Genomic DNA, 25,170 nt, shown 5'->3' on the forward strand with positions numbered 1-25,170 from the left:
GGCCTTCGACCCTGGTGGTTCAGGGGGTATCGGTCAAACTTGAACCAGGTCGGACCGACGGGGTCCGGGGTGTGGACGAGAGATGCTCGGAGGTGTTTCGTGACCGATACCAGAGACGCGACGGCGGTCGACCTGGCCGAGGTGTTCGGCGAGCTGGCCATCGACCTGGAGGACGCCGCCGGGGTCGAGCCGACCGTCGGGACCGTGCTCGAGTTCGCCGTCGCCGCCTTCAAGTGCACCGACGCCGGCATCGTGCTGGTCGGACCCGGCGGCCGAAAGAACCTGCGCGTCGCCGAGGTCACGAATCCCGTGGTCGCCGAGCTCAACCAGTTGCAGATCGACGCCGGGAGCGGTCCACTGATCGAGGCCGCCGAAGGTTCGGAACCGGTCCTGGTCGACGACACCCGCGCGGAGTCGCGCTGGCCGGGCTGGGCCGAGCGCGCCGCCGGCCGGGGCATCGGCACGGTGCTGCACCACCCGATGCTGACGAAGACCCGCACCATCGGAGTACTGAGCTTCTACAGCGCCGATCCCGGCGCCTTCACCGCGTACGACGAGGCGCTGGCGCAGATCCTCTGCCAGCACGCGACGGTGGCAGTGGCCTACGCCCGCAACGAGGAGACACTGGCCGAGGCCCTGGAAGCTCGTGCAGTTGTCGGCCAGGCGATCGGCATCCTGATGGAGCGCCACAACCTCACCGAACGCGGCGCTTTCAGCGTCCTCCGCCGCTACTCCCAGGACTACAACGTCAAGCTCCGCAGCATCGCCGACCAACTGATCAGCAGCCGCTCGCTGCCTCCGCCGGCCAAGTAGCGATCAGCCGTCTGTTACTCGTCGGCCGGCAGGTCGACGCCCACATCGGTGTGCCACTGGCGATGCGGGACCGACCATCCTGCGCCGACCCGCCGAACGGTCGCCACCGATTTACCCCGCCGTCAGAGGCGCTCGCGTTGGAGGAGGACGTGGGAGCGGGTGAAGCCGAGGCGGGCGTAGAACGGGAGGGCGGCATCGTTCGCGTCCACCGTGAGCTTCCGGATGCCTAGGTCGTCGGCGGTCTGGCATATCGCTTCCATGAGAAGTCGGCCGAGACCGTGGCCGCGATGCTCGGGCACGACGAAGACGCTCTGCACGTCGCCGGACAGCCGGTGCAGGTCACCTGGGTTGGGGACGCGGTCGAACACCTCGAGCCAGGCCATGCCGACCAGTTCGCCCTCCAGGACGGCGAGCTTGCAGACGGACGTGTCTCCCCGCTCCGCCATCCACTGGCCGAGGGCGGATCCGAACTCCCGCAGTTCGTCGGGCCGGGCGACTCTCTCCGAGCGCGCCCACCTCCACCGCAGGGCCGTGAGAGCGGGGAGGTCGCTGGGCGTCGCAGTACGAATCACAGCGCTCATCGGCCCACGATCGCACGCCCGGCGCGCGCAGATCAGTCTTCCGGAGGTTCGGGTTGGGGTGAGGGGACCTGGGTCACCTCCAGAATGTTGATGCCGAGCATGTCGAGGTGGTTGAGGAGGCCGGCGAGGGCCGCCTGGTCGATCAGGTCGCCATGCAGGACGGTCTGGGCCGGCTCGGAGTCGGCCGTCAGAGTGGGGAACGCGTCCGTCAGCTCACGAGACAGCCGACCTTTGACACGGATCACGTAGTGGCCCATGCGATGCCCCCTTTCCAGAGGCCCGTTACTACCGACTCTGATCCGCCTGAGGCCGGCAAGCATCATCCGTCTCGGGGGACCAACGACAGGCGCGGCGGGACCGGCTCTGCTCACCCACTCCGGGGGAGGCCCGCTCAGGTCAGGCCGGTGATCGCGTCGCCGGCCAGCTTCATCCCGATCACCAGGCAGAGCACGGACATGATGACGGCGTTGTTGTGGCCCATCCACGCCTTGAGCCGACCCAGCAGATCGGCCGACCGCTCGCCCATCGCGAGGTACAGGACCACCGGCGCCCCGACGCCGAGGCTGCCGATGACCGCGAACGTCGCGTAGGCGACGGCCTGCTCACCGCCGCTGATCCCGGTCTGCGCGATCGCCACGGCGGCGGCGACGGCCAGCAGCAGGTTCTTGGGATTGAGGCCGGCCAGCACGGCACCGGCGCCCAGCGCCTGACCGGGACCGAACTTGTCGATCGCGCCCATCCACTTCGGCAGGGGCGCCTCGTCGCCCTCGTGCGGGCGGCCCCGGAACTGCCGCACCGCGACGAGCAGCAACAGCAGCCCGAGCACGAGCTTCAGCCAACTGGCCCAGGTCGCCGGCTCGCCGTTCTCACTCGCGTCGGCCGGGCTCGCGACGGCCAGGACGATCGCGCCGACCACGCCGAGCCCGAGCAGCCAGCCGACCACGAACGCGATCCCGTTGGACCTCGCCCGTGGTGTGGTCAGCATCAGGACGACCGCGATGATCGGCACGGGGCTGAGTGCCACCCCGATCGCCAGCGGCAGCGCCTGCCCGATCGCCTCGCCCATGCTTGCCTCCGACCTGGCCGACTCGAGTCCACCCTCGCTCGCCGGCCGTACTCATCCCTCACCCCGCATGGATGAGTACGGCTCTCCCGGCGCTAGGCGAGGGCCTTCGCCTTCAAGGTGTCGAACTCGGCCTGCGTGATCGTGCCCGCGGTGAGCAACTCCTGCGCCTTCGCGATCTGCTCCGTGGGCGACGCCGAACTCCCGGCGACCGACTTGATGTACTCGTCCTGCGCGGCCCTCGCACTTCCCCACGCCGCCGACTGACGCTCGGCCATGCCCCGTCCGCGCGCTATCAGGTACACCAGGGCGGTCAGGAACGGGAAGATGATCAGGCAGATCACCCAGATCGCCTTGACCCACCCCGACACGTCCTTGTCGCGGAACAGGTCGGTGAGGATGTTGAACAGCACCATCAGGTACGCGATGAACGCGAAGCTGACGATGATGAACCAGATGATGTCCCAGAAACTCATGACTGCATCCCTTCGCTGTCGCGCCGATCAGTTGCGGTCGGCGACGAGTTGAACAGCTCGCCGCGCGTCGTGCGCGGGAGTTCGGCCGAGTCGCCCGTGGCGTTGGCTCGGATCAGGAAGTCGGACAACGGGCCGGGGAGCTCGGCGGGCCGTTCACCCCAGTCGTAGACCACCGCGGTCCCGGCGATCAGGTCGTGCAGCGCGCGATGCTCACGCTGGAACACGATCAGGACGAACCCGAGACCGAGCAGCAGCACGCTCAGCGGGAAGACACAGACGCGCAGGAAGGCCCGGCGGGGCCGAACCGTTCCGCCGTCGGCCCGCACGACCCTGAGCCCGACGATTGCTTTGCCCGGTGTTCGCGCGGTGATCGCGAGACAGCCGAACGCGTAACAGAAGGCCCAGACCAGCAGGGCCACCGTCGCCGCGGGTCCCGACGAGTCTTCCTTGATCGACTTGTCCAGGAAGGCCGTGGTCAGCAGATCCAGCCCCGCCAGCCCGAGCGTGAAGGACGCGAACACGATCAGTACGTCGAGCACCGCGGCCGCGGCCCTGCTCACGGCGCCCGCGTAATGACCGGTGATGGTGAGGCGTCCGCTCATGCCTCCTCCAGAAGCAGCGGCGGTGCCGACGGCTGCGACGGCGTGTCCCTGCGCAGCAGGTGGTTGACCACCCTGGCGAGTACCGCGTCCAGCCCGGCGAGTTGCCTGCGGGCCAGGTCGAGCGCCGAGCCGGCCACCCGGCTGGTGCTCTGGGCAACGATGTCGGGTACTCCGGATCGCTGCACCAGCCCTTCGAGATCCACGTCCTGCAGCAGCGCGTCGAGATCCACGGTCGCGAGGATGCGGTTGAGGTCGATGCGCTCGATCAGCCGCTCCATGTCGATCCGGTCGATCAGCCGGTCCATGTCGATCCGGTCGATCAGGTGTTCGAGGTCGATCCGGTCGATCAGCCGGTCGACCTCGATCCGATCCAGCAGGTGGTTCGCGTCCACCTTCGCCAGCAGCCGGTTGATGTCGATCCGGTCGACGAGCGCGTCGACATCGACGTGCTGGAGGATGATGTCCGGCTGCACCGTCTCGACGACCCGGCCCGTGACCTTGCCCGCGAGCCGGCCGAGTAACTGGCCAGGACCACCCGACGATTCGGCCGGAGCGCTCATCAGTGCTCCCTCCTGTCCGTCCGGTCCCGGCTCGACGCGGGCTGCGAGGTGGACCGTACGGCCGCTGCGGCCCCCACCGCATCACCCCCGGCGGGCGACGCCGTCACCAGGAACCAGCCTCACCACCCGTCACGGGTGACTCAGGGCTAGGCCAGCCAGATGACGATTCCGGTCAGGCCGTTCAGGACGCCGGCGACGCCGGCCCGGACGGCGGCCGCGGCGCGGGCGAGGGCGAAGGAGGCCGGGTCGTACGTCGAGGACACGCCGAGCCCTCGCCGCGGAACGAGGCGCCGGTCCAAGTCGGGCACTCCCGTGCAGACCCCTCGTGCCCAGGAGACCTCGCAGCTGACGCACTGACCCCGCCTAGGCTGGTGCGGCCCGTCTCCGGATTGTTGCTGACGGCCCCCTCAGCGCGAGCGGAACAGCCCTGGGCGACGGTGGTTGGGGCCTCGATGACTGTGGACGACCTGCCAGAACCGCGGCAGGTCCAGCAACGCGTCGGCGGATTCGTCGTCAGGGTTGCTGCACAGGTAGCGGTGGGAATCGACGCCGGCGACGAAGACCTTCGGCCCCCGAGTTCCGTCTGGCGCTTGGACATAGGCGCGGCCGCCGCCGGTGCTCAGCCAGCGGATGAGGTCGTCGGCCGAACTCTCCTCGGAGTCACCGGACGGGCACTCCCAGCGAACGGTCGCGATCCCGCGCAGGCCGTCCCAGCCTTCGGCCATGCCGATCGCCGTGATCGACAACGTCGTATAACTTGCCAGGCTCATCGATCGACGCACGCTTCCTCTAGCAACCGTCCTTCGCATACTGGCACTCACCCGGCCCACCCCGGAAGGGGTCAGCCATCGGTCCCGAGTACTGAGATTCGCCGCCGCGCCGACCACGCAGTACACCGGCACCGAGAGTGAACGAACCGGCACTCAGGCGGACCATTGAGCAGTCGTATCAGCTGGCGAACATCTCGCGGAGGGCGGCTTCCTGCTCGTCCGACAGGTTGGACTGGATGAGTTGCGGCTTCTGGAGCCCGGTCGCCTGGAACGTGTCCCTGACCTTGTCCTGAACCACGTCACTCGACATCAGGAAGAGCGCCGAGGTCCCGGGGGTGATCTGATCGCGCGCAGCCTTGATGAACTCGTCGTCGATCCCCACATCGGCCAGCGACCCCGCCAGCGCACCCGAGGCAGCTCCGATGGCAGCACCCGCGAGCGGCATCAGGAAGATCATCCCGAAGAGCATTCCCCAGAACATCCCACCGATCGCACCGGCTCCGGTCAGATTGCGCAACTGCCGGGTCTTGGGCCTCCGCGCCTCCGGCTGCCACGACACCGACGCGGCATCATGCACCTTGATCAGCTCCTGCTTCGCCAACGCCTCCAAGGTGGCGATCGCCTGATTGGCCCCGTCCCAGCTCGCGAACTTCCAGACCGTCAGTGTCGCCATCGCCCACTCCCATCGCACGCACCTGTGATCAGTCCCAGGCTCCTGCCACGCCAACGCGCTCGCCTCACCCCGACTGGGTGACGCGTGGGTAGAACTAACCATGCCGCCGGGTTGCGTTGGATGGTTCTGCCGATGCGAGGGCGCCGCAGTACTTCCTAGCGTGAAGCCGTCAGATCCAGTTGAGCAACGACGGCCCGGGCCAGTCCTGGGTGGAGGGCTCCCATGACGGCTACCAGCTCCGAACGCTTCGAGACCGTGGTCATCGGCGGCGGTCAGGCCGGCCTGGCCGTCGGGTACTACCTGGCGAAGCAAGACCAGTCCTTTGTCATCCTGGACGGCGGCGAGCGGCTCGGCGACCCCTGGCGCAACCGATGGGACTCCCTGCGGGTCTTCACACCCGCTCGCTATGACGGGCTGCCCGGTTGGGCCTTCCCCGCGCCCGGCTGGTCGTACCCGGCCAAGGAGGAGGTGGCCGACTACCTCGAGTCGTACGCAACCCGCTTCCGGCTTCCTGTCCGCACCGGGACTCGCGTGGACGGTCTCTGGCGCGAGAACGACCGGTACGTCGTCACCTCCGGGCTGAGCCGGTACTACGCAGACAACGTGGTCGTGGCAACGGGCGGCTATCAGGCGCCGCGGATCCCCGCCTTCGCCGCTGAGCTCGATCGGGAGATCCTTCAGCTCCATTCGAGCCAGTACCGAAACCCTTCGCAGCTCCGGCAGGGCAGTGTCCTGGTGGTCGGCGCCGGCAACTCGGGTGCCGAGATCGCCGTCGAAGCCTCAGCGGAGCACCAGACCTGGCTGGCCGGACGGGACACGGGTCAGGAGCCGCTCCGCGCCGGGGCTCTCCTGGATCGATTCCTCACGCCGCCGTTCTGGTTCCTGCTCTCGCACGTGCTCACCGTGCGCACTCCGATCGGCCGAAAGGCCAGAGACCAACTCTCCAACCGAGGACTCCCTCTCGCACGAGTCAGGCGCCGGGATCTCACCCGAGCGGGGATCGAGCGCCTGCCCCGCGTCACCGCAGTACGCGACGGCCTGCCAATGACCGCCGACGGCAGAGTCCACGACGTCGCCAACGTGATCTGGTGCACCGGCTTCGTCCCCGACTTCCACTGGATGGACCTGCCTGTCCTCGACCAGGACGGCAAGCCGAAGCACACCCGCGGCGTAGTCCCCTCCCACCCCGGCCTCTACTTCACCGGCCTCTTCTTCCTCTCCACAGCCGCCTCCCCCCTGATCGGCGGCACCCCCAGAGACGCCCGCTACATCACCCACCACCTCGCCCACCGCCCAAAGCCCGCCAGAACACCCCAAACAGCCAAGCACCCGTCGGACTGACGCGTCTGCCGGACCGCAACCTTTGGGGCGTAGGCCGCATCGATCAAGGTATGAGACCAAAAGGATCGATCGAGAGACCAACTGCGAGAGCGCTGGCACGCCAGTGACTCTGATGCAGGCCGCTGATGTACTACCGGACGGGTACACGATCCGGGCTCCTGAGCCGGACGATGCCGAGGGGATCTTCGATCTCATCTCGGCCTACAACACGGCAGTCGCCGGAGTCGCCGACTGCACTCTGAACAGCGTCGCCGACCACCTCGTCGAGCCCGGCTTCGACCGCGAGACCGACGGCTTCCTGGTGCTCGCCGCAGACGGTCTGCCGGTCGGTTACGGAACCGCCTTCGCCAAGGGTGACCGGAAAGCGATCGAGATCGAGGTGGCGTCGCAGCAGCCGAAGATCGCTGCCTGGCTCTTCGACCGGACGCTGCGGCGCGCCCAGGAGATGGGCCGCGACGGCGGCCATGCCGAGATCACCGTCGACATCTGCGTCTTCCGCGCCGACGAATCACTGCGCACTCTGCTGGCCGACCAGGACTTCACCACCGGTACGACGTACCACCAGATGCGGATCGATCACACCCGACCGGTTGCCACCCCGGAGACACCCACAGGCGTCGTCGTACGCCGCGGTGCGTACGACGACGCCACCCGCAGGACAGCTCACGAGATCGTCATCGAGTGCTTCAGCGGCCAGTACAACTTCACTCCTCGCCCGCACGACGAGTGGATCGAGTACTTCGAGGCCAGTTCTACCTTCGACTGGTCCCAGTTCACCCTGCTCGAGGTCGACGGGCGGGCAGTTGCCGTCCGCATCTGCAACGACGGGTTCGTCGAGCCAGAGAACTCCGGCTACATCGGCACGCTCGTCGTCCTCGAGGAGTTCCGTGGGCGTGGTCTGGCGAAGTTCCTGCTGCGCGACGCCTTCGCCCGCGATGCAACCGATGGGCGAGCCGGCACGATCCTGCACGTCGACACCAACAACCCCACCCCGGCCCTCGGCCTCTACCTGTCGGTCGGCATGGCCCCCACCCTCGTCTTCGACGGCTGGCGCAGCGTCATTCCAGTCACCTAGCGTCTACGCAGCCCAGTCGGCCACCCTGGGCTGCGCCGGGTTGTTCACCAGTTGGTCAGGAAGGTGTTCTAGGTTCGCGGTACTGGGCCGTCGGGTGCTGAGGAGAACAGGTCGATGAGTGGTGACGAGCACGAGCAGGGTCCGCTGCACCTCGAGGTCGGGAGGGGGCACCTGCCCGCGGTCGAGGCGATCCCTGAGCTCGGCCTACCGGAAGGTGAAGAGGCTCTCGCCGAGGCCGAGGAGGAGGTCGGGTTCGACCTCGGGATCGACGTCGCCCAGCCACTGGTCCAGCCGGACGGTGAAAGCTTCGACATCGCCGTCGACCTCGCCTACGGCAACGACCCCCACGAATCCTGAGGGACGCCGGCTAGAACAGCACCTCGATAGAGGCCAGGGGCACGACTCCCTTCACTGCGCGGCTGAGCTCCTCGTCGAGTGTGATGAACGCGTCCGCCTGCAGTTGCGTCAGTGCGACGTACTCCGCGTCGAGGGTGTCAGCCCACCCGAGCTGATCAGCGATCTTCCAGGCGACGCTCTGAAGGACGCGGTCTCCGAGCAGCCGGAGTCGCAACGCACGCACATAGTTGAGCCGGCGACCTGCCTCCTTCTTGGTCAGCTCACCATCGCGTACGGCTTTGTACAGGGCCGACAGCATCTGTGAGCGAAGAAGCGTCGGCGCCAGAAGCTGATGCTCAGCGGCGATCACAGCCTCGTCACCGGCCAAGCGAAGCGCGACGTCAGGACCGATCACGTACCTCGCCATAGCTGTCACCTCTCTAGCTGACGTCAGCGCTGGTCGTACCAGCGGAGTACACGGAGAGCCCGGAGGGTGTTCCAACGGCTGGGGTTGCCTTCAGATTCGTCGAGGTCGAGCTGGGTTTCGCCCGGGTGGCGGTTCTCCAGGAGCCAGCGGCCGTCGTCGGTGCGTTTCTTCTCGACCAGTGCGACGGCCTCTTCCAGGCGCTCGTCCGGTACTGCGGACGCATCGCGGAGGTAGTCGAGGGCGCGGAGTACGTCGTAGAAGTAGTACGTCGGGAAGGAGAACTGCGACCAGTCCGGATCGATCACCTCGCCGGTGGACAGCCGGTGGAGGAGGCGGCGCTCGACGAGGTACGCCTGGCCCCGCAGGCGCGCGGCCGTCAGTTCCGGGGTGACGCCCGTCGCGCGCTCGTGCTCGAGGAGACCCTCGAGCACGCAGATCGTGCTGTGGAAGGACCCTCGGGTCGAGCCGCGCTCCTGCTCGCAGTTCCACCCGCCGTCGCTCAGCTGGTCGCCCAGGAGCCGGTCGACGATCACCCGCACGTCCTGGCCGTAGTACGACCCGAGCGCCACCGCCAGACCGTTGATGCACGGCTCGACCTCGCCGTCGAAGAACGGCAGGTCGTCGTACTCCCACTTGGCGTTCTCGCGCACCGGAACCACCGCGCGCCGGGCTGGTTCGCTCCGCGGGTCGAGGCCGAGGTTGCGCAGGAGCGACAGGGTCCACGCCGTTGAAGTCCAGCTGGGGAAGTATGTCCCGCCACCCCACCGGCCGTCCGGTTCCTGCAACGCGAGCAGCTGGGCGCCCCAGCCTTCCACCGCAACCCGGGCACGCTCGGCCGCGACCGCTTCGTCCCCAGCATCGGTCAGGTCGCGCATGACCTGCCAGCGGATCGACGGATCCGAGTCCAGCAACCACTCCACGACAGCCACGGCTGCTCCCATCCCCAGGCTTCACTCCAGGTCGGGAGACTAGCCCGCGAGCGGTCGCTAACCCAGCTCCCAGAAGACAGCGATGTGGTACGCCGCGCAGATGTCGACGTCGAGGACGTACGGCGCGGGCCGCCCGCGGCGGATAGTCCGTCTCCAGGGCTGACTGCTGTCGACACCCGGCCGGGCTCTGCCCGATGATCAGGTCGTGAGCTCCGGAGAAACCGCAGCGGAGTGGGCGCTCCGTCAGGTCGAGGCCGTGCGGGATCAACCGGCGGCTCGTCTTGAGCTGATCGCTCGCACGTACCGCGGACCGACCGGCCGGGCACCTCGGCACCTACCCTTCCGCCGGTCGGCGATGAGCTTCATCCGCTGGCAGATCAACCGTGGCGTTCTGGCGCCACTGACCGCAGACCCTCCAGGTAGTCCATGGTGGCGGGCGGTCAACGAGCGACTGCTGCGCGATGGCTGCGAGGCCGTCGCCCGCAGCGGCGGATTGAGCGGTACTCCGTCGTCCCACGCCGTCGAGCAGTGGATGGCGTTCGTCTCTGACCCAACCGCCGGCACGTGGTACCAGGCACACAACGCCAGCATCACCTCCGCCTACCTCGACCATCGTGACCTGGCGGACGCCGAAAGCCGTCCCGAGCGGTTCTTTCTGAACGTCGTACTGCTGCGGGTCCTCTACGCGCATGCCTTGGTCGAGGCGCCACGTCTCGCCCTCGGCCGACTCGCGTCCCTCGGACCGCTTCTCGGCGATCCCCGACTCTGGATCCCCGGAGTTTTCGTGTCGCTGTCGCGGGTTCTTCCCGACCGCTATCCGCTCGGCGACGAGGTCGCCGCGTACGTCGCCGCGGAGCGCAACATCGGCCAGATTCTGGACTACGGTCTCGTCAGACCCCGGCTGCAACAGCTCTACGGATGGTCCGCCCAGCAACTCGCCGAGCCGGCTCTCCTCGAGTGCATCCGCGAAGGCAGCCCCACCTATGCCTGGTCCTTCGCCGATCGGGCCGTCTGGCATCCCGCGCGACTTGCCCCGGCTGTCCGCGCAATCGAACGCGTCGCGCCACCGACCAACCACTGGGAGCAGCGATAAGACCGTCGACACCGGCCGTGGCACGTGAACTCTTCGGTCTCGGTATTGCGCCACCGCACCAGCAGAGCAACGGTAGAAACATGAACCGCTCCGAGGAAGACCGTGCCATCGCTGAGGCCGTCGAGCGACTCATCAAAGCATTCCCCGGCCTCTCACCCGCCACCGTCGAACGCGCCGTGGCCGAGAGCCGCCCCGAGTTCGAAGGCAACCCGATCCGCGACTTCGTCCCGCTGTTCGTCGAGCGCTCCGCCAGGCACCGCCTACGCACCCTGACAACCGCCGGCTAAGCCCCCAGCCGCTAGACCAGGACGTGGGCGGTCAGGGGGACTGACGTGTCCGCGAGCCGATCCGGGTCGACCTGTTGCCTGCCACGGATCAATTCCTGGACCGGCGCGATGCCGTCATCCCACAGGTTGACCTGCATCCCCGCCATCACCCGGTCATCTGCCAACCAGAACGCGTGGAACGCCTTGCCCTCGACATCCCCGCGGACGACCAGCCGGTCGTAGCCGTCCGGTCCGATCCACCCGGTGAACTCCATCCCGACGTCGTACTGGTCGGTGAAGAAGTAGGGAAGCCGGTCGTAGGCGACCTGCTGACCGAGCATCGCCCTCGCGGCGACGGGTCCGCCGTTCAGCGCGTTGTCCCAGTGTTCGGTCCGCAGATGCCCGCTGTAGAAGGGATGGTACGAATTCGCCACGTCGCCGACCGCGTAGATGTCGGGGTCGTCGGTGCACAGCAACTCGTTGACGACAATTCCGTTGTGACAGGACAGGCCGGCCTGTTCGGCAAGCTCGATGTTCGGGCTCGCGCCGATCCCCACGATGACCGCGTCGGCCGCGAACTCGCTGCCGTCCTCGGTCAGCACGCCGGTCACCCGCTCGGTCCCCTGGAACGCCGTCACGTTGTGACTCAGCCGCAGATCGACACCGTTGCGCCGATGGAGCCCGGCGAAGAACGCGCCCATCTCAGTCCCGAGCGCAGCGAGCAGAGGTACCGGCTGCGGATCGAGGACGGTCACGTCACAGCCGTACTCCCGAGCCGCCGCCGCGGTCTCCAGGCCGATCCACCCGGCACCCACGACGACGATCGGGCCGCCGGCCCGAATCGCCTCGCGCAGCCGGTCCGAGTCCCCGACCCGGCGCAGGTAGTGGATGCCGTCGAGTTCCGCGCCCGGCAGCCGCAGCCGGCGTGGTGACGACCCTGTCGCCAGCAGCAGCTTCGCATAGCCGATGCGTTCGCCGGTGTCGAGTTCCACCTCGTGAGCAGCGCGGTCCAGCCTCGTCGCGCGTCTGCCGAGCAGCAGTTCCACCTGGTGTTCGTCGTACCAGGACTCTTCGTGGACGTAGATCTTCGCTCTTTCGTCCTTGCCCAGCAGGTAGCCCTTGGACAACGCGGGGCGCTCGTACGGGCGCTCACTCTCGTCGCCGATCAGGACGATCCGCCCCGCGAAGCCTTGCTCCCGCAAAGCCTGGGCCGCCTTCGCGCCCGCCAGACTCGCGCCCACGATGACGTAGGTGGATTCCTTGTTCATGATCACCTTTCCAGTACGGAAATCTCAGGGGCCCGTGCCTGCTGCTCAGGAGCTGTGCCGGGCCGGTGCGTACTTGGCGGCGAGCCGGGACAGCGCCAAGGCGCCGACCAGGAGACCGAAGTCGCGCAGCGCGACGTCGTAGAAGTCCGGGATCGTCAGGAGGTTGACGATGATGCCCGCGAGCCAGGCGGCGACGATCAGCGCGCCGTACCGCGGGATCAGGGCGACGGCCACGCCGGCGACGATCTCGACGACGCCGATCACGTACATCGCGTCCTGGCCGGACCCCGGAACGATGTCGTTGATCCACGGCGCCAGGTACTGCGGCCAGTCGGTCAACAGGTTCGCGAACTTGTCCAGCCCGAACAGGACCGGCGCCACGGTGAACACGGTGCGCAACAACAGGAACGCCTGGTAGCCAGGATCCGACAGCGCTTCGCGGTCGACTAACCGGGTGGTCGGCTGGTGGGTGGTCATGAGCTTCTCCTTCTAAAGTAGATGTGTTTTGACTTTAGAAGCGGTCCAGGCTTTTCGTCAATGGGAGTTGGCTTTAGAGTGGAACTCGTGGACGACTCCCGGGAGGCTCGGATCCTGGCCGTCGCCGCGTTGGAGGAGCCGACGCGGCGCCGGCTGTACGACCACGTCGTACGGCGGGTGGATCCGGTGACCCGGGACGAGGCCGCCACCGCCTTGGGTCTGCCCCGCACCACCGCGGCGTTCCATCTCGACAAACTGGCCGACGAGGGTCTGCTCGAGGTCGTCTACGAACGACGCAACGGCCGATCCGGCCCCGGTGCAGGACGGCCGTCGAAGCTGTACCGTCGCGCCGCCCAGCACGTCGCCGTGTCGCTACCGGAGCACCGCTACGACCTGGCCGGAGGCCTGCTGGCGACAGCCATCGAAGACGCGGTAGCCACCGGTGAATCCCCGCGAGCGGCTCTCGACCGCCGCGCCCGCCAACTCGGTAACGAACTCGCCCAGGCCGCCCGGGAAGAGGCAGACGGCCCCGACGTGATGCGCGTCCTCGAGGAACAAGGCTTCGAGCCGCGCACCGACGAGAACGCGATCGTCCTCGGCAACTGCCCCTTCCACGCGCTGGCCCAGGACCACACCGACCTGGTCTGCGAGATGAACCTCTGCCTCCTCGACGGCCTGCTGACAGGCCTGGGCACTACCCACCTACAGGCTCACCTCAAGCCGACACCCGACACCTGCTGCGTCCGCCTAGAGCCAACGCCGGCGCCTGGCTGAGACATCAGCGGTAGGCGCGCGCCTGGAGGTTGAAGAGTTCTGCGTAGCGGGCGTCTGCTGCGAGGAGGTCTTCGTGGCTGCCTACCTCTTCCACGCGGCCGTTGTGCATCACCACGATGAGGTCGGCCATGCGTACGGTCGAGAAGCGGTGTGAGACCAGGACGGTTACGCCGCCGGTCTCGGCCGCGGCAATCCTGGCGGCTGCGGCGTACTGCTCGTACAAGCGGTGCTCGGCTTCCGGGTCCAGCGCTGCGGTCGGCTCGTCGAGCAGCAACAGCAGTGGGCGTTCGCGCATGAATGCTCGTGCCAACGCGAGCCGCTGCCACTGGCCGCCGGACAGCTCGACACCATCGGTGAACTTCTTGCCCAGCTGCGTGTTCAGCCCGCGCGGCAGTCCGGCGACCACAGACTCCGCGTCACCCCGCGAGATCGCGGAGCGCACCGCCGCCTCGTCGGACTCCCGTTCGACGTCGCCGATCCCGACGACCTCACGCGCCGTCAGCTCGAACTTGACGAAGTCCTGGAACCCCGCCGAGAGCTGCGACCGCCAGGCGTCCGGTGAGATCGTCGCGAGGTCCACGCCGTCGACGAGGACGCGTCCGGTCGTCGGGTCGTACATCCGCGCGAGCAGCTTGACCAACGTCGTCTTGCCGGCGCCGTTCTCGCCCACCAACGCGACGGCCGAGCCCGCAGGCAGGACGAGGTTGACATCGCTGAGTACGGCGGAATCCGTGCCAGGGTAGGAGAATCCGACATTGCGTAGCTCGATGCCGGACGTGATCCGCGCCGGCGCCGGCTCGACGCTCGTCTGCCACGCGTTGTCCTTCGCGTACTCCCGCAACCAGTCGTAGCGGCTGAAGCTCCGTACCACCTCGCCTATCCAGTAGACGTTGCGCGCGATCCCACCCGTCATCTGATCCACCTGCGGTGCCAGCAACAGCACGAGTACTACGTCGCCGGCGGTCTGCTGCCCGTTGCGAGCGCGCGCGATCACCCAAACGATGGCCGCGGCGTACGCGAGGCCGAACGCCAGTCGCACCGACCCGTCGACTTTGCCACCCCAGCGAGCCGCCTCGACCCGGCGCCGGTACCGGTCTGTCTGCAACGAGAAGATCCTGTCCAGCAATACCTGCCCGAGCCCGAAGACCCGCAGCTCCAGCCCCGTCCGCGCGTCCTTCGCCACCTCGATCAGCCGGTCGACCAGCCGCTCCTGCGGCATCGAGTCCTCCCAGGCTTTGTGCTGCCGCGTGCTGCTCACGTACGCCGACCAGATCCGCGTCGCACCGAGCAACGGCAGCAACAGCAGCAGCGGATTCACGGACCCGAGCAACCCGAGCACGGTCACCGTGTTGGCCACCGTCGCGAACGCCCACAGCAGTACCTCGGCGCCGACGCCCATCCGCCAAGCGCGTTCGCGGACCAGCTCCAGCCGGTCCGCGACGTCTGGCCGCTCGTGATGCGTGAGCCCTGGAATGCCCGTCGTCACGTCCAGCAGATCGGCGTGCACGCGGCCGGCCATGCGCTCCTGCGCGGTGTCCTGCAGTGGCCAGCCGATGACGTCGGCGACGAACGCAACCGCCAGACCACCGACGATGATGCCGATGCCCAGCGCGATCGTGCTCGACTTGTCGCTCGCGAGCCCTTCGATGAGCAGGCTGACGCCGTATGTCTGGGCCGGCGCCGTGATCGCGCGCGCCGCGACGAGGACCGCCGAGATCGTCATCAGCAACGGGGCCGCACGGAATGACGTGGTCAGCCACAGCCAGGAGATCCGGAGGTTACGCATCGAAGGCATCGCCCTCAGGGCGTCCCCGGGCCTCGGACGTCACGTACCGCTCGGCCTGGAGGCGGAACATGGTCGCGTACGTTCCGCCCTTGTCCAGCAGCTGTTCGTGCGTACCGTCCTCCGTGATCCGCCCGTCGGCGAGCACGCAGATCCGGTCGGCGTTGCGGACCACCGAGAACCGGTGGGAGATGATCAAGGACGCCACCCCCGACGTCAGCTCGAGGTATCGCTCGACCAGCTCAGCCTCTGCACGCACGTCAAGCGCCGCCGCCGGCTCGTCCAGCACGAGCACACCAGCCCCGGCATGTACGGCGAACAGCGCTCGCGCCAGCGCGACTCGTTGCCACTCACCGCCGGACAGGTCGACGCCGCCGTCGAAGGTCTTGTCGAGCACCGTGTCCCAAGCGGCCGGCAGGCGGCGCACGACCTGGTCGATACCGGACTCCCGCGCGACCTTGGCCAGCGCGACCTGGTCGTCGGCTCGTTCGACCGCGCCGAACACGACGTTGTCGGTCACCGACAAGGGGAAGCGCAGGAAGTCCTGCACGATCGCGGCGATGCGCCGTTGCCAGGCGGCCTGGTCGAGCTCGGAGAGGTCCACGCCGTCGACGGTGATCCGGCCCTCGGTCGGCTGGTACGCGCCGGCGAGCAGTTTCACCAGCGTGGACTTGCCCGCCCCGTTGACGCCGACAAGCGCGAGCGCTTCGTGCGCGCGGATCGTCAGGTCGAGGTCGCGGAGCACGTCGACGTCGGAGCCGGGGTACCGGAAGCTGACGTTCTCGAACCGGACCTCGCGCGCCGGCATGGTCTCCACCCGGTGCCTGCTCGTCGCGACCGGCTCGGGGTGGCGCTCCGAGATCGTGCCGGGCAGCTTCTCCATCGCACGGTACGCCGACAACCCGCGCCGCACCTGGACGACGCCGTACCCGTTCATCGACACACCGATGGCGAGGATCGCCGGAACGGTGGTCGCGACCTCCGTGAGTGGCAGTTCGCCGGCCAGCGCAGCCCGGCCGACGAGCAGGATCGCGAGCCCGTTCGCAGCCAGATGCAGGCCGCCGGTGAGGATGGACCACTTCACGTTCTTGCGGCGCCGGTTCCAGACCGGGCGGAAGCCCGTGGTCCACTCCCGGATGTACCGCTGCACCAGCCAGTCGTGCAGTCCGAAGACGCGAAGCTCCTTCGGTGCGTCGCGCATGCCCAGGTCGAACAGGTAGTCGGCCCGCCGCTGCTCCTCGGTGTTGCCCCACCAGACATCGATCTCGCGCTCGATGAGGCGGCCGCCGTACCACTCCAGCAGCAACGTCACCGCGACCAGCATCGCGGCGACCGGCCAGGAGAACATCACACCGACGATGACCGCGGAGCCGACCAGCGTGACCCGGCTGGCGAGCAGCCAGGGCAGATTCCCCAAGCCTTGCGCGAGATGGAACCCGCCCTTGCCCTTCGCCCGCTCCTGCACGTCCAGCACCACGGTGTCCTCGAGGTGCGCGATTCCGCTCGGCTGGAGCAACGGCTCGGTGATGCCGGTACCGATCTGCCGAACGAGCGCCGCGTCCATGATCAGCGACGCCACCTGGTGGATCGCGGGCGTGAGGCTCTCCAGGACGAACACGAGCAGCAGCGCCCCCAGCAGCCAGCTGAACCCGGTGAGCGACATGGCTCCGGGGGCATCGTCGATCACACCTGGAACAGCCCCGACAACCTGGCCGGTGAGCAACGTGACCGCCATCCCCAGCACGGAGCCGAGCACAGCGAGGCCCATCGTCAGAACGGTGCTACCAGGTGAAGCACGAAACGCGTACCGAAGGAGAGTCAGCACCCGATCGACCGTAACGGCGACCACCGACAAAAGCATCCGAGTTTCGGGAACGAGACCTCACAGTGAATGCTGCTGGCAACTAAATCAGCCGGCCGGCTTGCTGACACAGTTGGTGGCCGTGGGGTGGGAGCGGATCAGCGGCTCGGCGCGGTGGCGGCCGAAGTTCCATTCCAGCCAGTCGTCGTCACTGGGCTCGTGGCCCGTCAGCGCGCAGCCGGCCACGTCGGCCGGGAGGGTGGCCAGGACCGGTACTGCGTCTGCCGAGAGCCCCTGCAGGTACTCCCAGTCGACCTCGCCGCTCGTCTCATACCTGTCCAGGTTGCGCTGCGCGATCCAAGCATCCGGATTGATCGCGGCCAGCAGGAAGAGGAAACCGGCCCCACTGAGTAGCGCGGCGCGGGGCAGCCAGCCGGCTTTGAGCGTCACGCCCGCCGCCATCACACCGAGGACGAGCAGTCCCAGCCAGCCTTCGAACACATCGACCAGAAGGCGAAGTTGAGTGAATCCGTACGCCTCTTGGTAGAGGTGCATCCGGTAGAGCGCGGAGGCGACCACGACCAAGGTCAGCACGCAGAGCAGACCGAGCGACCCACGCAGCCAGGCGAGATCCGCGGCCGTCGTACGCGGCGCCTTGCGAGCGGCTGCCCACACCACGAGCAGCGTGAGCGCTGTAGCCACAGTCAACTGACCGAAGCCCTGGTGGACGTACTCCGCGTAGGTGAGCCCCGTGATCCGCTCGAGGTAGTCGTGCCCACCGAAGTTGGCAGTGGCCTGTGCTGCCAGGAAGACCAGGAAGACGGCGTCCACGATCAGCACCGGCGCAAGCCACTCGTACCGGCGGGCGACCGGCCTCGTCGGGCCGGACCCGGTCTCGACGTCGGGCGGGTTCAGGCCGAGGTACGTCGCCGCCAGCACGACACCTCCCACCGCGACGGTGATGAAGGCCCGCAGTACGAACGAATCGAGTTCGATGTCCGGGACGATCGCGCCCGCCCACTCGGCGAAGAGCGCGTCGGCCGAGGCGAACAGCACTCCGAAGACGAGCAACCCCAAGAGCGACCACAGGACCGTGCGCAGCGCGGCCGCACTTGCTCGCAAACCCTTGACAGCCTGAGCGGAGCGACCCAACCACGGAAGCCCCCGCAGCCCCGCGAGCGGCCAAGCGATCCCGGCGAGCACGAAGGCAGGCAGCGTGCGACCGTTCGCCAAGCCGGCCATGCAGACCGCGCCACCCGCCAACAGGCACAACACCACGATCCACTCCGCGTCCCGGACGACAACGGTCACGGCCAGGAGCAGGCAGAGCGCGGCACAGGCCAGGGTGAAGCGGGACCGGCGGTTCACGCTGAATCCGAGGATCACTCCGCCCGCCGCCAGCAGTACTACGAACGTGCCGAGGCCGAGGTCGCGGTACGGCAGGACGATGCCGGCCAGCAGGCCGACCCCCAAGCAGTACAGGACAGCACGCAGGTTGCCGGACAGGCCGGCCTCGCGCCAGAACTTGCCGAACATCATGTCCATGCCCGACTCCGGCACCCGTGCCACAGCGGGCGCGGGCGGTACGGCGGGCTTCGGCGGTACGGCGGGTGTGGACCGTCCGGATGGTGTGGGACTGTCGACCGGCTTCGTCATGAGTTGCTCCTGTGCCTTCCTGGTGACGGGAGTGGGTTGCAGTGGTTCGCGCGGCAGGTCGACGCGGACCCGGGCACCGGTACTGCGCGGCGTGGGGTCGACGAAGTGGATGGCGCCGCCGTGGAGGTCGGTGACCCAGCGGGCGATCGCGAGGCCGAGGCCGGTGCCGCCGCCACCGTCGGCCTCCGCCAGCGTCCCGAACCGCTCGAAGACGCGGTCCCGGTCGGCGGCCGGGATCCCCGGCCCCTCGTCGGCGACCTCCAGCCGCCAACCGGTGCTCGTGGACTCGGCGGTGATCCGCACGACCCCACCGGCCGGACTGTGCCGGGAAGCGTTGTCGAGCAGGTTGCCGATCAACTGGTGGAGCCGGGCCGGGTCTGCCGGGACAGTGAGGTCCGGCGGCGTGACCAGTACGTCGTACTGCACCTCGCGACTGCTCACTTGCGCTTCGGCGACGGCGCGCTCCAGCAACTCCAGGACGGGCACCTGCGTGGTGGACAGCCGGACTTCACCCGCATCCACGCGGGCGAGGTCGAGCAGGTCGGAGGCAAGGGCGGACAGCCGCTCTGCCTGATCGAGCGCCGTTCGCAGGGTCACCGGATCCGGCTCGGCGACTCCGTCGACGAGGTTCTCGAGCACCGCGCAGAGGGCGGCGAGTGGAGTACGAAGCTCGTGACTCACGTTCGCCACCAACTCGCGGCGCTGGCGGTCGACGGCAGCCAGGTCCTCGGCCATCCGGTTGAAGGCCCTGGCGAGCTCTCCCACCTCGTCGCTCGAGCTCGCCGTGACCCGGGCGGAGTAATCGCCGCGCGCCATCCCCCGTGCTGCGGCGGTCATCTCGCGCAGCGGCGAGGTCATACCGACCGCCAGCAACTGGGTCACGCCTAGGGCCAGGGCCACCGTGACCGGAATGCTCAGCCACAAGGGCACAGTGCCGACCGCGCCAACCGCCGCGAGGATCGAAGCCACAGTGACGCTGACAGCGACGAGCAAACCGAGCTTGACCTTGACCGACGTGACCTGGTCCAGCAGCGGGCTACTCACGCCGTACTCCCGGGCTCGAGGGCGTAGCCGACGCCATGTACCGTCCGCACCCGGTCCGCGCCGATCTTGGCTCGCAGCGCCTTCACGTGGCTGTCGACCGTTCGGGTCCCGGAGGCACCCGGCCAGCCCCAGACCTCGGCGTACAGATTCTCCCGGGTCAGCACGACGCCCGGGCTGGCGGCGAGACAGAGCAGCAGGTCGAACTCGGTAGGCGTCAGGTGGACCTCGGTGTCGTCGACCCAGGCTCGGCGAGCGGCCGCGTCGACCCGCAGGTCGCCCAGCTCGGTGGGTGACCGGACAGCCAGTTCAGCTGCCCGGTCAACCCGTCGGAGAAGGGCGGCGACCCGGGCCACCAGTTCCCGCATCCGGAAGGGCTTCGTGAGGTAGTCGTCGGCGCCGACGCCCAATCCCACCAGGATGTCCGCCTCGGTCGTCGCGCGCGGTCAGCATCAGCACGGGCACCGGTCGCCCGGCTTGGATCTGCCGGCACACCTCATGCCCGTCGAACCCGGGAAGCATCACGTCCAGCAGAACCAGATCCGGCGCGGTCTCGGCGAACCGTGCGACGGCACCCGGCCCGTCCCAGGCCTGAACAACCTCGTACCCCGAACCGCGCAGCCGGTCGGTCACCGCCTGGTTGATCACCGGCTCGTCCTCAACCACAAGGATCCTGCGGCCTACTCCGCTGACTGACATAGCCCGACCCTAGGAGCCACCCTGGTCAGAAAGAGCGCCCAACTCGTGAAGGTTCTGTGCAGGTTGTGGTCGGTCAGCCGACGGTGGGGCTCGACCAGATCGTGCGTAGTGGCGCCATGCCGTCCTCGACGTACTCGGCGATCGGGCGCACGCCACCGTCGAGGTACCACTGCTCGAGCGCGGCGAAGTAGCCGAACACGAGCGCGTTCGCCGCGACGCGCGCCTGGGTCTCGGTCAGCTCGCCGCGGCCGGCCATCATCGGGGCGATCCGCTGACTCGCCCTGTCGAGCGCCGCGCAGGCGGCCATCCGCACCGACGGCTCTTGGAAGAAGTAGCGCACCCGGCGCCAAGGGCTCTTCTCCCTCTGCGAGCCGCGTGGCCCTTCCTCGGGCTCGGGTGTTTGCTCCGCCGTTGATTCGTACTCGCGCACGATCCGCAGCAGGCTGCCGACGGGATCATCCAGATCCAGGATCTCGTCCAGCGCCTCCTGGCTCATGCTGTCGAACTCGTCGGCGACCAGGAGCCCTTCCTTGGTTCCGAAGTACCGGTAGACCGACGACGGCGACACCTCCGCCGCGGCGGCGATCTCCTCGATCGTGACCGCGTCGAACCCTCGCTCGTCGAACAGGTCGAGTGCCCGCTCCTGGATGGTGTGCCTGGCTTTGACTCGCCAGCGTTCCCGTAGACCGGATGCCATTCGCCGATTATAGACAGCCACACTCTTCAGCAAGTGACTTCCTCAAACCCTTTGACTTGCCGCGCGAGTCGTTCGTACAGTCACTTGCATGAGACAGTCACTATCTGAAAACCCGGTCGGCCCGACGGCGGCGACCGCTGGCCGGCGCTCGGCCGGGTACGCCGTCCTGGTGGCGGTCGCCTTGTCGGTTGTCCTCGCGGTGGCGGCGATCGTCGACCAGACCGGCGGCCACACCCTCAGCGATCACGCCGATGCCGTGTACGCGTCGTCCGGCAAGCAGCCGTCCGCGAGCCTGCTCTACGGCCTCGTGTACGCCGTCGCCACCGTCAATGCCTTGTTGTGGCTATTCGTACTGCGCGTCGCGCGCTCACGCCGCCGGGCGGCGGCGGTCCTGGCCGTGATCGTCGCCGCGGTCACCGCAGGCCTCGCCGTACTCCTCCTCGTTTCTTCCGAGTACGACGCACGGATCTTCCCCCCACTCTGGGGCGTCCTGGCGATCCTGCCGGCGGTCCCGGGCATCCTCGCGACCGCGCTCCTCCTCCGCCAGGATTCAGGGCAGGTTCTGTAGCCCGGCAGCGGTGAGCAGGTACTCCGGAGCGGTGGTCGCCGGGTCTGCGCGCACCAGGTCGACCAGGGCGGATCCGGCGATCTCGGGTGTCAGCAGGTCCCCTAGTTCCTTCAGGTACTCCTCATCGCTCTGGCCGCTGCGACCCGCGTACGCCCGAATCCCCCGCCTGCCTACGTCTCCGTACGGCGTCATCGTCGGCATCACCGCGGTGACGGTGATGTCCAGCCCGGCACGGCGCGACTCGTCTCGGGCGTACCCCGTGATGAATCGCTGCGTGGCCTTCGCACCGGCGTACCCACCACTGAGCGGCGAACCGTTGCGGTTGATCGCCGCACCGCTGCTGACCACGACCACCCTGGTCCCGGGCCGCAGCGGCGCGAGCAAAGCCTCCCGCAGCCAGTGGAACGCGATCCGGACATCGGTGTGCCAGTTGACCGAGAACGTCTCCCACGTCTGCTGGTGCAGCGGACGCATGTGCGGGCCGGCGCCGGCCACCAGAATGACGACCTCCGGCTCGTAGCGATCGAGAAGGTCGGCGGCCACGGTGGCGTCACCGGCGTCGGCGACCTCCGGCTGGATGGTGCCGACGGTGGTGGTGGTGGTGGTGGCCAGCTCGGCCAACGCCGCCGCAGTACGGGCGACCGCGACCACCGGGGCGCCGGCCTCGGCGAAGGCCGTTGCAATCCCGCGGCCCAGGCCACGGCTCGCACCGACGACGATCGTTGTCCTGCCAGACAGGTCGCTCATGATTCCTCCCGCGCTCATGAGCTGATCGGCTCTGCTTGTACGAACGCCGCCATCTGGCGTTCGAGCGCCTTGGACGCACTGTCGCGCCAACCTTCCGCCATGGAGGCCGACAGGGGATCGGGGAAGATCTCCTCGTCCCCGTTCTCCACGGCGTCGAGGATGGCTAGCGCGACGGACTCCACCGAGGCCTTCGGGATATCGATCCTCGGGCCCATATCGGTGTCGACGGGGCCGGACAGGACGGCATGTACCGCCACGCCTCGTCCGGCCAAGGCGGCGCGCAGCGACTGTGTGAGGGAGAACGCCGCGGCCTTGGAGATCGAGTACGTCGGATCGAGCGGCACGGGCGCCAAGGCCGCCAGCGACAGCACGTTGACGATGGTTCCCCGGGAACGAGTCAGCAGCGGCAGGAAGGCCTGGGTCGTGTCATAGCTGCCGAAAAGGTTGACGGCGAGGTGCTGCTCGAGGGCGGCGCGATCGCTGAGGTCCGCGTAGAGCCCCACACCGGCATTGTTGATGAGGACATCGAGAGACGCGACACTCTCCACAGCCGCCTGGATCTGCGCGGCATCGGTCACGTCCAAGGTCAGCGGCGTGACGCGCTCGTCCGGATGGGCGAGAGGTGGACGCGTCCCGGCATAGACCCGCTTCGCCCCTCTCCTCAAGGCTTCCTCGACCAACGCCTGCCCGATACCGCGATTGGCCCCGGTCACCAGAACTGATCTGTCTGCGAATGTCATGCATACCCCTAGCTAGCGCTTCCGACCTGTCGAAAATGCAGACATCGCGATCTCGAGAAACTGGGCGCGCGCACTCCGCCCAGTTCTCGGCCCGGCCGGTGTCAATACTGGAGACCGGCCAGGAGTGAGCTACATGACGCGAGGGTGGAGTGGTGACGACAAACCTGATCACGAGGGCGCGGGCCGGAGACGGCAGCGCGTTCCGGGAGCTGACCGAGCCGTACCACCGGGAGCTCCAGGTGCACTGCTATCGGATGCTCGGATCCTTCCAGGACGCGGAGGATGTCCTCCAGGACACGCTGCTGGCTGCCTGGCAAGGTCTCGCAGGATTCGAGGGACGCGCCTCGATCCGCACCTGGCTGTACCGGATCGCCACCAACCGGTGCATCAACGCGCTTCGCTCCGCCAAGCGACGCCAGGCCAAGGAGTGGGACGCGCCCGAAATTCAGCCACCTGAGCCGACCGGACTCTCGGAGGTCGTCTGGCTCGAGCCCTATCCCGACGCCCTACTCGAGGGTGCGATCGACGGACCGCCCGGACCGGAGACACGCTACGAACAGACTGAAGCGATCTCCCTGGCCTTCGTGACCGCACTGCAGGTCCTACCCGCTCGCCAGCGCGCCGTACTCATCCTGCGCGAGGTTCTCGGATACCACGCGAGCGAGGTGGCAGACATGCTCGACTCGTCGGTCGAGTCGGTCAACAGTGCGCTCAAACGGGCCCGCGTGGGTCTGCAGCGCCGCCTGCCGCCGACAGGCGAGCAGCCCCCCGCTCCCGACTCACCCGCCGAGCAGGCGCTCGTGGAGAAGTTCGTCCGCGCGTACCAGTCCGGCAATGTCAACGCGCTGGTCGCCTTGCTCACCGAGGACGTCCGCGTCTCGATGCCGCCCGTTCCCCTCGAGTACTACGGCCGCGATGCCGTGCACGGCTTCTACACCAGCGTCATGCGTCCGGATCGCCTGTACGACCTCGTGCCGACGCGGGCGAACGGCCAGCCGGCCTTCGGCACCTACCTACGAACCTCCATCGATGGCGTCCGCCGCGGGACGGGCCTCCTCGTCCTCACGCTCACTGGCGACCAGGTCAGCGCTGCCACCCGCTTCGACAACAGCGCCCTCCCCTGGTTCGGCCTCCCCCGATCGCTCCCCGGCTGACCGTGAGCTCACTCGGCGCGCTCCACCTCGGTACTGGCCAGACGCGACGAGCCTCCACCCTTCGCGCGTGGTGGGGCGCGAAGGGTGGAGGGCGCGGTCGTCAGGCGTCCCGGACGACCTCGTAGGTGAGCAGGACGAGGGCGTCACCGACGGCCTGGGTATCGACCAGCCGCGTGGATTTCGTGTCACCGATCTCGCCGAAGAGGCGCTCGCCGGCCCCGAGCACGACCGGGTAGACCATCAGCCGCAGTTCGTCGACGAGGTCGTGATCCATCAGGGTGCGCGCGAGCTGACCGCTGGCGTAGACGACGATGTCCCCGGCCAGTTCCTGCTTCAGCTTCGAGACCTCATCCAGCGGCTCCCCCTTCAGGACCGTCGAGTTGTTCCAGTCAGGATCTTCGAGCGTCGAGGACACGACGTACTTGGGCAGGTTCCTCAATCTGTCCGCCCACTCTCCAGTCCGGGTTGCCCACCGGGGGGCGAACCACTCGTAGCTCCGCCGACCCAGCAGCAGGGCCTCGGCGCCCAGCGCCTCGGCGTACTCGGTCTTGGCCCACTCTTCCCCGGCCCGTTCGAAGTCGAACCAGCCGCCTTGTTTGAAGCCCTCGTCACCGGTCGGGTCCTGGACGACCCCATCGAGCGTGACGTTCACGCTGACGACGATCTTTCCCATCTCGATCTCCTTTGTTGGCGTTGTCGGCTACCACTGATCTAGACACCGCGACATCGGGAAAGGGGGCTCTGGTCAATCGACCCCTTC

At 68.1% G+C, this 25,170-nt stretch carries 31 protein-coding genes; 9 read left to right on the forward strand and 22 right to left on the reverse strand.

Annotated features, from left to right (window positions below; genetic code table 11):
* Positions 1 to 99: 99 nt before the first annotated feature.
* Positions 100 to 813 (forward strand): GAF and ANTAR domain-containing protein, encoded by a 714-nt coding sequence (locus tag EV648_RS16070; protein ID WP_132291392.1) that lies wholly within the window; start codon positions 100 to 102, stop codon positions 811 to 813.
* A gap of 122 nt (positions 814 to 935) precedes the next feature.
* Here EV648_RS16070 and EV648_RS16075 read toward each other — a convergent pair whose 3' ends face one another.
* From EV648_RS16075 to EV648_RS16105, 9 genes are all read right to left on the reverse strand, one after another.
* Complete coding sequence (locus EV648_RS16075) at positions 936 to 1,394, reverse strand: GNAT family N-acetyltransferase (RefSeq protein WP_132291395.1); 459 nt, start codon at positions 1,392 to 1,394, stop codon at positions 936 to 938.
* A 32-nt stretch (positions 1,395 to 1,426) separates the two neighbouring features.
* Positions 1,427 to 1,651, reverse strand: a complete 225-nt coding sequence (locus EV648_RS16080) for a hypothetical protein (protein WP_132186792.1) — start codon at positions 1,649 to 1,651, stop codon at positions 1,427 to 1,429.
* A 134-nt stretch (positions 1,652 to 1,785) separates the two neighbouring features.
* A complete protein-coding gene (locus EV648_RS16085) occupies positions 1,786 to 2,460 on the reverse strand; it encodes a GAP family protein (RefSeq protein ID WP_132291398.1) in 675 nt (224 codons plus the stop codon).
* Between the two features lie 92 nt (positions 2,461 to 2,552).
* Positions 2,553 to 2,933 (reverse strand): SHOCT domain-containing protein, encoded by a 381-nt coding sequence (locus EV648_RS16090; RefSeq protein WP_132291401.1) that lies wholly within the window; start codon positions 2,931 to 2,933, stop codon positions 2,553 to 2,555.
* Complete coding sequence (locus tag EV648_RS16095) at positions 2,930 to 3,535, reverse strand: RDD family protein (protein WP_132291404.1); 606 nt, start codon at positions 3,533 to 3,535, stop codon at positions 2,930 to 2,932. Before EV648_RS16095 ends, EV648_RS16090 begins: the two co-directional genes overlap by 4 nt.
* Positions 3,532 to 4,095 (reverse strand): hypothetical protein, encoded by a 564-nt coding sequence (locus EV648_RS16100; protein ID WP_132291407.1) that lies wholly within the window; start codon positions 4,093 to 4,095, stop codon positions 3,532 to 3,534. Before EV648_RS16100 ends, EV648_RS16095 begins: the two co-directional genes overlap by 4 nt.
* 146 nt (positions 4,096 to 4,241) lie before the next feature.
* The gene (locus EV648_RS43225; protein ID WP_199234639.1) at positions 4,242 to 4,403 is read right to left on the reverse strand and encodes a hypothetical protein; all 162 of its coding nucleotides are present in this window, start codon (positions 4,401 to 4,403) and stop codon (positions 4,242 to 4,244) included.
* Between the two features lie 99 nt (positions 4,404 to 4,502).
* Positions 4,503 to 4,865, reverse strand: a complete 363-nt coding sequence (locus tag EV648_RS43230) for a hypothetical protein (RefSeq protein ID WP_199234640.1) — start codon at positions 4,863 to 4,865, stop codon at positions 4,503 to 4,505.
* Positions 4,866 to 5,043: 178 nt separating this feature from the next.
* Positions 5,044 to 5,538: a DUF1269 domain-containing protein gene (locus EV648_RS16105; RefSeq protein WP_132291410.1), complete on the reverse strand. Its 495-nt coding sequence runs from the start codon at positions 5,536 to 5,538 to the stop codon at positions 5,044 to 5,046.
* Positions 5,539 to 5,760: 222 nt separating this feature from the next.
* On the opposite strand from EV648_RS16105, the gene EV648_RS16110 reads away from it, so the two are divergent.
* From EV648_RS16110 to EV648_RS16120, 3 genes are all read left to right on the forward strand, one after another.
* Positions 5,761 to 6,879: an NAD(P)/FAD-dependent oxidoreductase gene (locus EV648_RS16110; protein ID WP_132291414.1), complete on the forward strand. Its 1,119-nt coding sequence runs from the start codon at positions 5,761 to 5,763 to the stop codon at positions 6,877 to 6,879.
* Positions 6,880 to 6,991: 112 nt separating this feature from the next.
* Positions 6,992 to 7,954 carry an N-acetyltransferase gene (locus tag EV648_RS16115; RefSeq protein ID WP_132291417.1) on the forward strand — a complete coding sequence of 321 codons (963 nt, stop codon included), beginning with the start codon at positions 6,992 to 6,994 and terminating at the stop codon, positions 7,952 to 7,954.
* A gap of 114 nt (positions 7,955 to 8,068) precedes the next feature.
* Positions 8,069 to 8,311 carry a hypothetical protein gene (locus EV648_RS16120; RefSeq protein WP_132291420.1) on the forward strand — a complete coding sequence of 81 codons (243 nt, stop codon included), beginning with the start codon at positions 8,069 to 8,071 and terminating at the stop codon, positions 8,309 to 8,311.
* A 10-nt stretch (positions 8,312 to 8,321) separates the two neighbouring features.
* Here the strand turns inward: EV648_RS16120 and EV648_RS16125 are convergent, their stop codons facing one another.
* Together EV648_RS16125 and EV648_RS16130 are read right to left on the reverse strand one after the other, a co-directional pair.
* Positions 8,322 to 8,717 (reverse strand): type II toxin-antitoxin system VapC family toxin, encoded by a 396-nt coding sequence (locus EV648_RS16125; RefSeq protein ID WP_132291423.1) that lies wholly within the window; start codon positions 8,715 to 8,717, stop codon positions 8,322 to 8,324.
* 23 nt (positions 8,718 to 8,740) lie between these two features.
* The gene (locus tag EV648_RS16130) at positions 8,741 to 9,646 is read right to left on the reverse strand and encodes a hypothetical protein (protein ID WP_241995239.1); all 906 of its coding nucleotides are present in this window, start codon (positions 9,644 to 9,646) and stop codon (positions 8,741 to 8,743) included.
* A gap of 205 nt (positions 9,647 to 9,851) precedes the next feature.
* On the opposite strand from EV648_RS16130, the gene EV648_RS16135 reads away from it, so the two are divergent.
* Both EV648_RS16135 and EV648_RS16140 read left to right on the forward strand, forming a co-directional pair.
* Complete coding sequence (locus tag EV648_RS16135) at positions 9,852 to 10,739, forward strand: hypothetical protein (RefSeq protein WP_132291429.1); 888 nt, start codon at positions 9,852 to 9,854, stop codon at positions 10,737 to 10,739.
* An 80-nt stretch (positions 10,740 to 10,819) separates the two neighbouring features.
* Positions 10,820 to 11,026 carry a three-helix bundle dimerization domain-containing protein gene (locus EV648_RS16140; RefSeq protein ID WP_132291431.1) on the forward strand — a complete coding sequence of 69 codons (207 nt, stop codon included), beginning with the start codon at positions 10,820 to 10,822 and terminating at the stop codon, positions 11,024 to 11,026.
* 11 nt (positions 11,027 to 11,037) lie between these two features.
* Here the strand turns inward: EV648_RS16140 and EV648_RS16145 are convergent, their stop codons facing one another.
* Both EV648_RS16145 and EV648_RS16150 read right to left on the reverse strand, forming a co-directional pair.
* Positions 11,038 to 12,273, reverse strand: a complete 1,236-nt coding sequence (locus EV648_RS16145; RefSeq protein ID WP_132291434.1) for an NAD(P)/FAD-dependent oxidoreductase — start codon at positions 12,271 to 12,273, stop codon at positions 11,038 to 11,040.
* A 45-nt stretch (positions 12,274 to 12,318) separates the two neighbouring features.
* A complete protein-coding gene (locus EV648_RS16150) occupies positions 12,319 to 12,750 on the reverse strand; it encodes a DoxX family membrane protein (protein ID WP_132291437.1) in 432 nt (143 codons plus the stop codon).
* 87 nt (positions 12,751 to 12,837) lie between these two features.
* Here EV648_RS16150 and EV648_RS16155 point away from each other — a divergent pair, with 87 nt between their 5' ends.
* A complete protein-coding gene (locus EV648_RS16155) occupies positions 12,838 to 13,524 on the forward strand; it encodes a metalloregulator ArsR/SmtB family transcription factor (RefSeq protein ID WP_199234641.1) in 687 nt (228 codons plus the stop codon).
* A 4-nt stretch (positions 13,525 to 13,528) separates the two neighbouring features.
* On the opposite strand, the gene EV648_RS16160 is transcribed toward EV648_RS16155, so the two are convergent.
* The 6 genes from EV648_RS16160 to EV648_RS16180 form a co-directional block, all read right to left on the reverse strand.
* Positions 13,529 to 15,319, reverse strand: a complete 1,791-nt coding sequence (locus tag EV648_RS16160; protein WP_132291443.1) for an ABC transporter ATP-binding protein — start codon at positions 15,317 to 15,319, stop codon at positions 13,529 to 13,531.
* On the reverse strand, positions 15,303 to 17,075 hold the full coding sequence (locus EV648_RS16165; RefSeq protein WP_241995240.1) for an ABC transporter ATP-binding protein: 1,773 nt from the start codon (positions 17,073 to 17,075) through the stop codon (positions 15,303 to 15,305). The genes EV648_RS16160 and EV648_RS16165 overlap by 17 nt, the downstream gene beginning before the upstream one ends.
* 141 nt (positions 17,076 to 17,216) lie before the next feature.
* Complete coding sequence (locus EV648_RS16170) at positions 17,217 to 19,808, reverse strand: DUF4153 domain-containing protein (RefSeq protein WP_132291449.1); 2,592 nt, start codon at positions 19,806 to 19,808, stop codon at positions 17,217 to 17,219.
* Positions 19,805 to 20,221: a response regulator transcription factor gene (locus tag EV648_RS44095; protein ID WP_241995241.1), complete on the reverse strand. Its 417-nt coding sequence runs from the start codon at positions 20,219 to 20,221 to the stop codon at positions 19,805 to 19,807. Before EV648_RS44095 ends, EV648_RS16170 begins: the two co-directional genes overlap by 4 nt.
* Entirely contained in the window at positions 20,127 to 20,504 is a 378-nt protein-coding gene (locus EV648_RS44100; protein WP_241995242.1) for a response regulator, read from the reverse strand. The genes EV648_RS44095 and EV648_RS44100 overlap by 95 nt, the downstream gene beginning before the upstream one ends.
* 73 nt (positions 20,505 to 20,577) lie before the next feature.
* Positions 20,578 to 21,201 carry a TetR/AcrR family transcriptional regulator gene (locus EV648_RS16180; protein WP_132291452.1) on the reverse strand — a complete coding sequence of 208 codons (624 nt, stop codon included), beginning with the start codon at positions 21,199 to 21,201 and terminating at the stop codon, positions 20,578 to 20,580.
* Positions 21,202 to 21,289: 88 nt separating this feature from the next.
* On the opposite strand from EV648_RS16180, the gene EV648_RS16185 reads away from it, so the two are divergent.
* A complete protein-coding gene (locus EV648_RS16185; RefSeq protein ID WP_132291455.1) occupies positions 21,290 to 21,769 on the forward strand; it encodes a hypothetical protein in 480 nt (159 codons plus the stop codon).
* On the opposite strand, the gene EV648_RS16190 is transcribed toward EV648_RS16185, so the two are convergent.
* Positions 21,752 to 22,516 carry an SDR family oxidoreductase gene (locus tag EV648_RS16190; RefSeq protein WP_132291458.1) on the reverse strand — a complete coding sequence of 255 codons (765 nt, stop codon included), beginning with the start codon at positions 22,514 to 22,516 and terminating at the stop codon, positions 21,752 to 21,754. The two genes, EV648_RS16185 and EV648_RS16190, sit on opposite strands and share 18 nt — an antisense overlap.
* 14 nt (positions 22,517 to 22,530) lie before the next feature.
* A complete protein-coding gene (locus tag EV648_RS16195; RefSeq protein WP_132291461.1) occupies positions 22,531 to 23,256 on the reverse strand; it encodes an SDR family NAD(P)-dependent oxidoreductase in 726 nt (241 codons plus the stop codon).
* A gap of 152 nt (positions 23,257 to 23,408) precedes the next feature.
* On the opposite strand from EV648_RS16195, the gene EV648_RS16200 reads away from it, so the two are divergent.
* Positions 23,409 to 24,410, forward strand: coding sequence for a sigma-70 family RNA polymerase sigma factor (locus tag EV648_RS16200; protein ID WP_199234642.1), 1,002 nt, complete (start codon positions 23,409 to 23,411; stop codon positions 24,408 to 24,410).
* A 100-nt stretch (positions 24,411 to 24,510) separates the two neighbouring features.
* Here the strand turns inward: EV648_RS16200 and EV648_RS16205 are convergent, their stop codons facing one another.
* Positions 24,511 to 25,083 carry a dihydrofolate reductase family protein gene (locus EV648_RS16205; protein ID WP_132291467.1) on the reverse strand — a complete coding sequence of 191 codons (573 nt, stop codon included), beginning with the start codon at positions 25,081 to 25,083 and terminating at the stop codon, positions 24,511 to 24,513.
* Positions 25,084 to 25,170: the final 87 nt, after the last annotated feature.

It is taken from the genome of Kribbella sp. VKM Ac-2568 (assembly GCF_004345365.1).
Lineage (GTDB): Bacteria > Actinomycetota > Actinomycetes > Propionibacteriales > Kribbellaceae > Kribbella > Kribbella orskensis.

Coding starts and splice junctions, on each gene's coding strand:
- EV648_RS16115 (WP_132291417.1), top strand. CDS start 6,992: ATGCAGGCCGCTGATGTACTACCGGACGGGTACACGATCCGGGCTCCT.
- EV648_RS16140 (WP_132291431.1), top strand. CDS start 10,820: ATGAACCGCTCCGAGGAAGACCGTGCCATCGCTGAGGCCGTCGAGCGA.
- EV648_RS16150 (WP_132291437.1), bottom strand. CDS start 12,750: ATGACCACCCACCAGCCGACCACCCGGTTAGTCGACCGCGAAGCGCTG.
- EV648_RS16110 (WP_132291414.1), top strand. CDS start 5,761: ATGACGGCTACCAGCTCCGAACGCTTCGAGACCGTGGTCATCGGCGGC.
- EV648_RS16165 (WP_241995240.1), bottom strand. CDS start 17,075: ATGGGCCTCGCTGTGCTCGGCTCCGTGCTGGGGATGGCGGTCACGTTG.
- EV648_RS16090 (WP_132291401.1), bottom strand. CDS start 2,933: ATGAGTTTCTGGGACATCATCTGGTTCATCATCGTCAGCTTCGCGTTC.
- EV648_RS43230 (WP_199234640.1), bottom strand. CDS start 4,865: ATGAGCCTGGCAAGTTATACGACGTTGTCGATCACGGCGATCGGCATG.
- EV648_RS16095 (WP_132291404.1), bottom strand. CDS start 3,535: ATGAGCGGACGCCTCACCATCACCGGTCATTACGCGGGCGCCGTGAGC.
- EV648_RS16125 (WP_132291423.1), bottom strand. CDS start 8,717: ATGGCGAGGTACGTGATCGGTCCTGACGTCGCGCTTCGCTTGGCCGGT.
- EV648_RS16190 (WP_132291458.1), bottom strand. CDS start 22,516: ATGAGCGACCTGTCTGGCAGGACAACGATCGTCGTCGGTGCGAGCCGT.
- EV648_RS16160 (WP_132291443.1), bottom strand. CDS start 15,319: ATGCCTTCGATGCGTAACCTCCGGATCTCCTGGCTGTGGCTGACCACG.
- EV648_RS16195 (WP_132291461.1), bottom strand. CDS start 23,256: ATGACATTCGCAGACAGATCAGTTCTGGTGACCGGGGCCAATCGCGGT.
- EV648_RS16120 (WP_132291420.1), top strand. CDS start 8,069: ATGAGTGGTGACGAGCACGAGCAGGGTCCGCTGCACCTCGAGGTCGGG.
- EV648_RS16205 (WP_132291467.1), bottom strand. CDS start 25,083: ATGGGAAAGATCGTCGTCAGCGTGAACGTCACGCTCGATGGGGTCGTC.
- EV648_RS16145 (WP_132291434.1), bottom strand. CDS start 12,273: ATGAACAAGGAATCCACCTACGTCATCGTGGGCGCGAGTCTGGCGGGC.
- EV648_RS44100 (WP_241995242.1), bottom strand. CDS start 20,504: ATGTCAGTCAGCGGAGTAGGCCGCAGGATCCTTGTGGTTGAGGACGAG.
- EV648_RS16180 (WP_132291452.1), bottom strand. CDS start 21,201: ATGGCATCCGGTCTACGGGAACGCTGGCGAGTCAAAGCCAGGCACACC.
- EV648_RS16075 (WP_132291395.1), bottom strand. CDS start 1,394: ATGAGCGCTGTGATTCGTACTGCGACGCCCAGCGACCTCCCCGCTCTC.
- EV648_RS16085 (WP_132291398.1), bottom strand. CDS start 2,460: ATGGGCGAGGCGATCGGGCAGGCGCTGCCGCTGGCGATCGGGGTGGCA.
- EV648_RS16080 (WP_132186792.1), bottom strand. CDS start 1,651: ATGGGCCACTACGTGATCCGTGTCAAAGGTCGGCTGTCTCGTGAGCTG.
- EV648_RS16105 (WP_132291410.1), bottom strand. CDS start 5,538: ATGGCGACACTGACGGTCTGGAAGTTCGCGAGCTGGGACGGGGCCAAT.
- EV648_RS16185 (WP_132291455.1), top strand. CDS start 21,290: ATGAGACAGTCACTATCTGAAAACCCGGTCGGCCCGACGGCGGCGACC.
- EV648_RS16100 (WP_132291407.1), bottom strand. CDS start 4,095: ATGAGCGCTCCGGCCGAATCGTCGGGTGGTCCTGGCCAGTTACTCGGC.